Raw genomic sequence first — 7,859 nt, forward strand, 5'->3', positions numbered from 1 at the left:
ATTGGGCCTAATATTTTTAATTGCTTTTTTTTCTTTTTTGATTGGGAGTATACCTTCTGGTTATTTGATAGGAAAAACTAAAGGTGTAGATTTAAAATCCACTGGTAGTGGTAATATTGGCGCATCAAATGCGTATAGAGTTCTTGGCAAAAAAGAGGCTTTACTTACTCTACTATTTGATATGGCAAAAGGTTTTATTGTCGTTATATGTGTCAAAAATCTCCCGTTTGCTCAAAATTTAAAAGAATTTTTAATTCCTATTGCAATAGTATTTGTAGTTTTAGGTCATGATTTTTCAATTTTCTTAAAATTTAAAGGTGGGAAAGGCGTAGCTACAACATATGGTAGCATACTTATATACTCTAACTATGCTTATATTGGTTTACTGCTATGGCTAATTATTTTAAAAATCACAAAATACGCCTCCCTTGCTTCTTTATTGTCGTTTAGCATTACGGTTCTGCTTGTTTTAATATTTGAAACAAGCATTAAAGTAAAAATCACTTTTTTAATTTTATTATGTCTAATGATAATTAGACATTTCAGCAATATAAAAAGAATATTAGAAGGAAAAGAACATAAAATTGAAGGGAGAGTTTAAATATGGCATTAAATGAAAAAGAAATCTATTTTATAGCTGATAAAATTGTCAATACTCTTATTAGAAAAGGCCTTATTCAATTAAAAAAAGATAAGCCGGTAATAGTAGATTTTGTTAAACAAACTTTAGAACAAGATGCTCAAAGAGAAAAAGAAATTGATCAAAAAACACTTTTGTACATTGAAAACTACAAAGAACAAATAAAACAGGAAAATATTGATCAAGCAAAATTTTTTCAAATGATAAAACGAAAAATTGCAGAAAGAGAAGGATTTGTTTTATGAAATACTCAAAGGATAGAATACGCAATATAGCTAGAAATATAGTAAAAAATCTAGAAAACAACAAAGTTGTTGACTTTTTAGTATCAAGAGATATTCTATTGTCAGAGATTGAAAATGTTATTGAGGATTATTTTAAAATAAATATTCAAGCTTACGAAGCTGCTTTGGAAGAAATTAAAAAGAAAAAGAAAATTATGGCTGGAAGCATTGAGTGGGATATAACGTTTAATCAGATATACGAACAAGAGTTAAATAAAAGGTTATTAAAATGACAAAAGCTTATTTAGTTTTGGAAAATGGCACTATATTTGAAGGAAAGTCATTTGGTGCTCAAGGTACGACAATAGGTGAAATTGTATTCAATACAAGCATGAGCGGTTACCAGGAAATACTGACAGATCCTTCATATAAAGGTCAAATTGTACTTATGACATACCCCCAAATTGGCAATTATGGAACAAATGATATAGATCTTGAAAGTGAAAAACCAACAGTTGAAGGTTTTATTATAAAAGAATTGTCTCCAATAGCCTCAAATTTCAGAAGCAAATATACACTTGATGAGTATCTTAAAATGTACTCAATAGTTGGCATTTCGGATATAGATACAAGGTATTTGACCAAAATTTTACGTGAATACGGTAGTATGATGGGCATGATAACAACTGAAGAACTCACAAAAAATGAACTTATAGCTAAATCTAAAAATTTAGGCACAATTGTGGGAAAAGATTTAGTACAATATGTTACATGCTCAACTTCATATAGATGGGACGAACCATTATATCACTTTGATTTTGAAAACAAAACGCAAACAAAAAATATACAAAAAAGACCCAGAGTTATAGTATTCGATTTTGGCACAAAAAGAAATATTTTACGACACCTATATAGCACAGGTTTTGAAGTAATGGTTGTAAATGCTTACACTACATACGAAGATATTAAAAAATTATCACCTGATGCTATTTTTTTATCCAATGGACCAGGAGACCCAAGAGGTCTTAGTGATAAACACTTAACAGAAGTAAAAAAAACAATTTTAGAATATCCAACATTTGGTATTTGTTTTGGATTACAAATAATTGCCAGAATTTTTAACGCAGAAATTTATAAATTAAAATTTGGTCATCATGGAGCAAATCATCCCGTTAAAAATTTACTTACTGAAAAAATAGAAATAACTGTTCAAAACCATAATTATGCAGCTACAGAAGATAGTTTATTAAAAAATGATTTTGAAATAACACATAAGAATCTAAACGATAATAGCATAGAAGGCATAAAGCACAAAAAATTACCAATATTTGCTGTTCAATACCACCCAGAAGCCAGTGCTGGACCTCACGATTCAAATTATCTTTTTGATGAGTTTTATAAAATGGTTACAGGAGGCGAAATTGAGAAAACAAAGAACAATTAAAGAAATTGTGAAAGTTTCTGGTATAGGCGTCCATACTGGGAAAAAAGTTGATGTTATAATAGAACCAGCTCCAGATGATACAGGCATAGTTTTTTATAGAACAGATAAAAACGTTCTAATACCGGTAAATCAAAACAATGTTGTAGATACAACTTTATCCACTACAATAGGTTTAAATGGAGTCTATGTTAAAACTGTTGAACATTTGCTTGCAAGTTTGTATGCATTAAATATAGATAACTGCATTATAAGAATAGATAATGAAGAAGTGCCTATATTGGATGGTTCTAGTGCTCCATGGGTATATTTATTAAAAAATGCTTCCTATGTTGAGCAAAAACATTATAAAAAAGTTTTAATAATAACAAAGCCTGTAAAAATTAAAGAAAATGGTAAATTTGTCGCACTTGTGCCATGTAGAAAATTTAAAATAAGTTATGCAATTTCATTTGAAGGTACTTTCATTAATAAACAAAAATATGAACTTGAAGTTAATGAACAAAGTTTTATTAAAGAAATAAGCAAGGCAAGAACTTTTTGTTTTTTAAGAGACATTGAATATATGCAGCAAAATAATTTAGCACTTGGCGGAAGCCTTGACAATGCAGTTGTGGTTGATGATTACGGTGTAATTAATGAAGATCCCCTTAGGTATGAAAATGAATTTGTAAGACATAAAATACTTGATGCGATTGGAGACTTATCAATTTTAAATTATGATTTAAAAGCTCATTATATTGCATATAAATCAGGTCACAATTTAAATTATAAACTTGTTTCAAGTTTATTAAAAGATAAAAAATCTTATGTAATAATTGGTTCTCCAAAGCAAGAAGTGCAAGTATTGGAAGATTTAGGCTTTTTAAAACCAGCTATTGGTTGAATCAGATTTAGAAAAATATTTAACTTCGTATAATTTACATTATGTCAACTAAAAGGAAAAACAATGAAAGTTCTAGTTACTGGCGGTGCTGGTTATATTGGTTCACATACAATTAAATCTTTAAAAAATGAAGGTATAGATACACTAACATTTGACAATCTATCAACTGGACATAAATGGGCTTTACTGGGCGAAAAATTATTTGTAGGTGATTTAGCAGACATTGAAGCTATAAATAAAGCAATTGTTTACTTCAAGCCAGATGCAGTCATTCACTTTGCAGCATCAATACAGGTTGGAGAATCTGTTGTAAATCCTCTTTTGTATTATTCAAACAATGTAAAAAATACAATCAACCTGCTAAATGCTATGATAAAAAACAATGTAAACAAAATTGTATTTTCATCAAGTGCTGCAGTTTACGGAATACCAAAAGACAACAATCCCGTAAAAGAAACATGCCAGACTTTGCCTATTAACCCATACGGTCAAACAAAATTAATGATAGAAAAAATATTATCCGATATGGCTTTCGCAAATCAAATTGAGTACATTGCGCTAAGGTATTTTAATGCTGCTGGCGCTGACAAAGATGCACAAATTGGACAGGCATACAAATTTGCTACGCACTTGATAACACGAGCACTAAAAACTGCCAAAGGTAAATTTGAAAAATTAGAAATATACGGAACAGATTATCCTACACCAGATGGTACCTGTATAAGAGATTATATACACGTTGATGATCTGGCTTTTGCACACCTGCTTTCACTTAAAGCACTGTTCAACAATACAAAAAATGAAGCGTTCAATGTGGGCTACTCAAATGGCTATTCTGTAAAAGAAGTAATTAATAAGGTCAAAGAAGTAACAAAAATTGATTTTAAGGTTGTTGAAGCAAAAAGACGACAAGGTGATCCAGCCTATCTTGTAGCTTCAAATGATAAAATTAAAGAATTACTTAAATGGGAGCCTAAATATAATAATTTAGAATATATTATACAAACAGCGTGGGAATGGGAAAAAAAACTTAGTTATTATGGAGCTTGAACTTTGCGATTTTAAGTTTATTCAGCTTTATCAACCAAAATTTGGCTATCGTTTCAGTTTCGAACCATTTATTCTAACCGATATAGATTTACCAAAACATATCAAATTCGCAGCCGATTTTGGCAGTGGTTGTGGAATTATTGCAATTTTACTATCAAAAAAGTTTCATTTAGAAAAAATATTTGCAGTTGAAACAAACGTTGATTATATTAAAATAATACAAAAAAATATGTGTATAAATAATGCTAAAAACATTGAGATTATAGATGGTATTGAAAAGTTGCCAGATAATACTTTAGAATTAGTATTAAGCAACCCACCCTATTATACAAAATCTAGTTTTCGCATATCAAAAAAATTTGAAATGCAAAAATTTGAAACACTACCTCTTTCACAGATGCTAGAAAAAATAACGCCTAAAATTAAAAAAAATGGCCTATTTCGACTTTCATTTCACCCAACAAGATTATTTGAGTTATTTACTGAACTATCAAATAAAAAATTTGGTATAAAAACAATTCAGCCAATATATGGAACAAAAAAAACAATATCAAAAGTTTGCATAATTGAAGCAAAAAAATTTGCTAAAACTTATATAACGGTGAATTCGCCTATTTTTTTAGAAGATTATAAATTGTCTCTATAAGATTGTCTTTAGATAAAAAATACTTGTGTCTTAAGAATTCACTATCACCCTGTTCAATAAATGCATCAGGTAAAGCTATGTGTTTAATTTTTGGATACTTACCATTACTATTTAAATAAGCATGATAAATTAAAGTTTGGCCAAGTGAACCAATGTAGGTATTTTCTTCCATTATAATAATATTATTAAAAGTATTCAAAATATCAGAAAACATTTTTGTATCAAACGGCTTTATAAAACGAGCATTTATAATATGGGGATTTATACCATTACTTTTTAATTCTTCTAGGGCCTGCATAGCATATTTTATACAGTTGCCATATGCAATTATACAAATATCATTTGCATCGGATGCATTCAAAACCTGCCATTTACCAAACTCTATTGTATCTATAAATTCATCCCCAAAATTAACAGATTCTCCTCTAGGGTACCTTATTGCAAAAGGACCAAAATTACCATTAATAGCAAACTTTAATAGAGCATCAAGCTCAGTTGCATCTTTTGGCGCAGTTATGATCATATTTGGAACTAAATTTAAATAAGACACATCAAAAATACCCTGATGAGTTTCACCATCATCTCCAACAATACCAGCTCTATCAATAGCAAATACTACATTTAATTTTTGAAGTGCTATATCATGTATGATTTGATCGTATGATCGTTGTAAAAATGTTGAGTAAATTGCAACAATTGGTTTCATGCCAGAGATAGCAAGCCCACCCGCAAATGTCACCGCATGCTGCTCTGCAATGCCTACATCAAAAACCCTATCTGGAAAAATATTTTTAGCTTTTTCAAGACCAGTACCTATAAGCATGGCTGCACTAATAGCAACAACTTTTGGATTATCCTGCATTATATTTATTACACTTTCTCCAAATACTGAAGAATAACTTTGAGTCGCACTTTTTTCCAAAATTTGACCTGTTGAAATATCAAATGGTCCTATGCCATGGAATTTCGAAGGATTTTCTTCAGCATATTTATAACCTTTGCCTTTTTTTGTGAGAATATGAACAAAAATAGGACCTCTTAAATTTTTAACATTCTCAAATATGGTAACTAAGTCTTCAATATTTTCTCCATCAACAGGACCAAAATATTTAAAACCAAATTCTTCAAAAAGTAAACCCGGAGAAAAAAATTTAAAAGATTCTTCTATTTTTTTTGCAAGTTTTAAAGCAGGTTCGTTTAGTACAGGAAAACCTTTTATGGCTTTTTCAATTTCTTTTCTTAGTGTGTTATACGTAGGACCTGTTAGTCTTTTTGTTAAATATGTGGATATAGCTCCTAAAGACTTCGATATAGACATTTTATTGTCATTTAAAACAACTATTAGATCTTTATCAAGTTCACCTGAATTATTTAATGCTTCAAAAGTGATGCCACTAGTGAGCGCTCCATCACCAATTACAGCTATAATTTTTTCTTTAGTGTTTAGAAGATCTTTGGCAGTAGTCATACCCAAAGCAGCTGATATTGCTGTGCTGGCGTGTCCTACATTAAAAGTATCATACTCACTTTCTGTTATTTTTGGAAATCCACTTATTCCGCCGTAAGTTCTTAAGGTTTTAAATTGATCTCTTCTGCCAGTAATAATTTTGTGTGCATACGTTTGATGTCCAACATCCCAAACAATTTTATCTTTTGGTGTATTAAATACATAGTGCAAAGCCAAAGTTAACTCTACAGCACCTAATGAAGAAGCAAGGTGACCCCCATTTTTTGATACTGTTTCTATTATAAGTTGTCTGATTTCGTTTGCTAAATTACTTAAATCTTTAAGCTTTAGCTTTTTTAAGTCACTTGGCGAATTAATTGTTTCTATCATTTAGTCTTTTCTAAATAAACCTTGGCTTGCTTGGCTTCTGGTGAATTAGGATACGTTTTTATAACTTTTTCCAAAAGAAAACGCCCGTCAATTTTGTCTCCAAGATTAATAAACGATAATCCTTCTTTCAACATAGCCATACTTGCAAATTTACTTTTAGGATAAGTATTGACTATCTGATCAAAATTAATAATTGCTTTATCATAAATTTTTAAATTATAATAGCTGTCAGCTATATAGTATAAAACCTGGTCATTATATTTAGAATTTTTATAAGTTTTTTGAAAATTAGTAAAGGCCTTGATAGCTTGATTGTATTCTTTAGCATCAAATAGCGCCTTAGCTTTTTTAAATTCAGCATCTTCTGGTGAAATAGTTGGCGATTGAGTTGCACTTGTTTGTGAAGTTTGCATAGGTTGAGCAGAAATCTGCTGCTTTAATGCGTTTACTTCAGCTTGAAGTTTATTTAGTTGCTCTTTAATTTCAGGCGAAGCACCGCTGTTAGCTTGAATACTTTCAATTTTTCTTGCAAGATCATCAATTCTGCCTTTTAATTCACCATATTTAACAAGCAAATCTTCAATTTTGAGATAAAGATTTGCTTGATTTGATTGAAGCGTCTTAATATCGGCAGAATTTTTTGAAATCTGATCTAATAAAGAACTATATGGATTTTCTTGGGCAAAAGCGCTGCTTACTAAGCTAACCAAAATTATAAGTGCTATCAAGGCCTTTTTCATAGTAGTACCCTTAATTACTTAGATAAAATCACAAACTGATCATTTCTATTTTTTGCCCAGGCATATTCATTATGAGCAGGATCAACTGGCTTTAGTTTACCATTGCTCAATGTTTCAATCCTATCTGGTGATATACCATGCATTACAAGGTAGTTCTTTGCTGCATCAGCCCTTTTTTGGCCTAAAGCTAGGTTATAGGCTTCCGTTCCACGCTCATCGCAGTTTCCTTCAATCTTAATTTTGATGTTTGGATGTTTTGCCATATAATCTGCTATACCATCTAGTACTTTTGGAACATCCTGATTAATACCCCATTTGTCAATGTGAGTTAAATTATACTTGTCGAAGTTAAAATGAATGCGTTGGAAGATTTCCTTTAGCCTTTCTTCCTCGCT

Annotated in this window: 10 protein-coding genes; 7 read left to right on the forward strand and 3 right to left on the reverse strand. The window is 30.4% G+C overall.

Annotated elements, in window-relative coordinates; all coding sequences use genetic code 11:
- Position 1 precedes the first annotated feature (1 nt).
- From plsY to BLQ93_RS05220, 7 genes are all read left to right on the forward strand, one after another.
- The gene (gene plsY, locus BLQ93_RS05190; protein ID WP_159427502.1) at positions 2–601 is read left to right on the forward strand and encodes a glycerol-3-phosphate 1-O-acyltransferase PlsY; all 600 of its coding nucleotides are present in this window, start codon (positions 2–4) and stop codon (positions 599–601) included.
- A 2-nt stretch (positions 602–603) separates the two neighbouring features.
- The gene (locus tag BLQ93_RS09795) at positions 604–885 is read left to right on the forward strand and encodes a DUF507 family protein (protein ID WP_092128690.1); all 282 of its coding nucleotides are present in this window, start codon (positions 604–606) and stop codon (positions 883–885) included.
- Positions 882–1,157, forward strand: coding sequence for a DUF507 family protein (locus tag BLQ93_RS09800; protein ID WP_025391713.1), 276 nt, complete (start codon positions 882–884; stop codon positions 1,155–1,157). The genes BLQ93_RS09795 and BLQ93_RS09800 overlap by 4 nt, the downstream gene beginning before the upstream one ends.
- Positions 1,154–2,308 carry a glutamine-hydrolyzing carbamoyl-phosphate synthase small subunit gene (gene carA / locus BLQ93_RS05205; RefSeq protein WP_025391712.1) on the forward strand — a complete coding sequence of 385 codons (1,155 nt, stop codon included), beginning with the start codon at positions 1,154–1,156 and terminating at the stop codon, positions 2,306–2,308. The genes BLQ93_RS09800 and carA overlap by 4 nt, the downstream gene beginning before the upstream one ends.
- Entirely contained in the window at positions 2,286–3,191 is a 906-nt protein-coding gene (gene lpxC / locus BLQ93_RS05210) for a UDP-3-O-acyl-N-acetylglucosamine deacetylase (protein ID WP_092128692.1), read from the forward strand. The genes carA and lpxC overlap by 23 nt, the downstream gene beginning before the upstream one ends.
- A gap of 63 nt (positions 3,192–3,254) precedes the next feature.
- Positions 3,255–4,241: a UDP-glucose 4-epimerase GalE gene (galE, locus tag BLQ93_RS05215; protein ID WP_092128694.1), complete on the forward strand. Its 987-nt coding sequence runs from the start codon at positions 3,255–3,257 to the stop codon at positions 4,239–4,241.
- The gene (locus BLQ93_RS05220) at positions 4,231–4,887 is read left to right on the forward strand and encodes a methyltransferase (protein WP_092128696.1); all 657 of its coding nucleotides are present in this window, start codon (positions 4,231–4,233) and stop codon (positions 4,885–4,887) included. The genes galE and BLQ93_RS05220 overlap by 11 nt, the downstream gene beginning before the upstream one ends.
- Here the strand turns inward: BLQ93_RS05220 and dxs are convergent.
- The 3 genes from dxs to BLQ93_RS05235 form a co-directional block, all read right to left on the reverse strand.
- Positions 4,853–6,724, reverse strand: coding sequence for a 1-deoxy-D-xylulose-5-phosphate synthase (gene dxs / locus BLQ93_RS05225; RefSeq protein WP_092128697.1), 1,872 nt, complete (start codon positions 6,722–6,724; stop codon positions 4,853–4,855). The two genes, BLQ93_RS05220 and dxs, sit on opposite strands and share 35 nt — an antisense overlap.
- Positions 6,721–7,464 (reverse strand): tol-pal system protein YbgF, encoded by a 744-nt coding sequence (ybgF, locus tag BLQ93_RS05230; protein ID WP_092128699.1) that lies wholly within the window; start codon positions 7,462–7,464, stop codon positions 6,721–6,723. The genes dxs and ybgF overlap by 4 nt, the downstream gene beginning before the upstream one ends.
- A 14-nt stretch (positions 7,465–7,478) precedes the next feature.
- The coding region (locus tag BLQ93_RS05235; RefSeq protein WP_143338701.1) for an OmpA family protein at positions 7,479–7,859 on the reverse strand (381 nt) is incomplete at its 5' end.

Origin of the sequence: Desulfurella multipotens, assembly GCF_900101285.1 — a bacterium.
Taxonomy (GTDB): domain Bacteria; phylum Campylobacterota_A; class Desulfurellia; order Desulfurellales; family Desulfurellaceae; genus Desulfurella; species Desulfurella acetivorans.

Excerpts from the sequence above, each read along its gene's own strand:
- BLQ93_RS09795 (WP_092128690.1), top strand. The coding sequence starts at position 604 with ATGGCATTAAATGAAAAAGAAATCTATTTTATAGCTGATAAAATTGTC.
- BLQ93_RS09800 (WP_025391713.1), top strand. The coding sequence starts at position 882 with ATGAAATACTCAAAGGATAGAATACGCAATATAGCTAGAAATATAGTA.
- carA (WP_025391712.1), top strand. The coding sequence starts at position 1,154 with ATGACAAAAGCTTATTTAGTTTTGGAAAATGGCACTATATTTGAAGGA.
- galE (WP_092128694.1), top strand. The coding sequence starts at position 3,255 with ATGAAAGTTCTAGTTACTGGCGGTGCTGGTTATATTGGTTCACATACA.
- BLQ93_RS05220 (WP_092128696.1), top strand. The coding sequence starts at position 4,231 with ATGGAGCTTGAACTTTGCGATTTTAAGTTTATTCAGCTTTATCAACCA.
- dxs (WP_092128697.1), bottom strand. The coding sequence starts at position 6,724 with ATGATAGAAACAATTAATTCGCCAAGTGACTTAAAAAAGCTAAAGCTT.
- ybgF (WP_092128699.1), bottom strand. The coding sequence starts at position 7,464 with ATGAAAAAGGCCTTGATAGCACTTATAATTTTGGTTAGCTTAGTAAGC.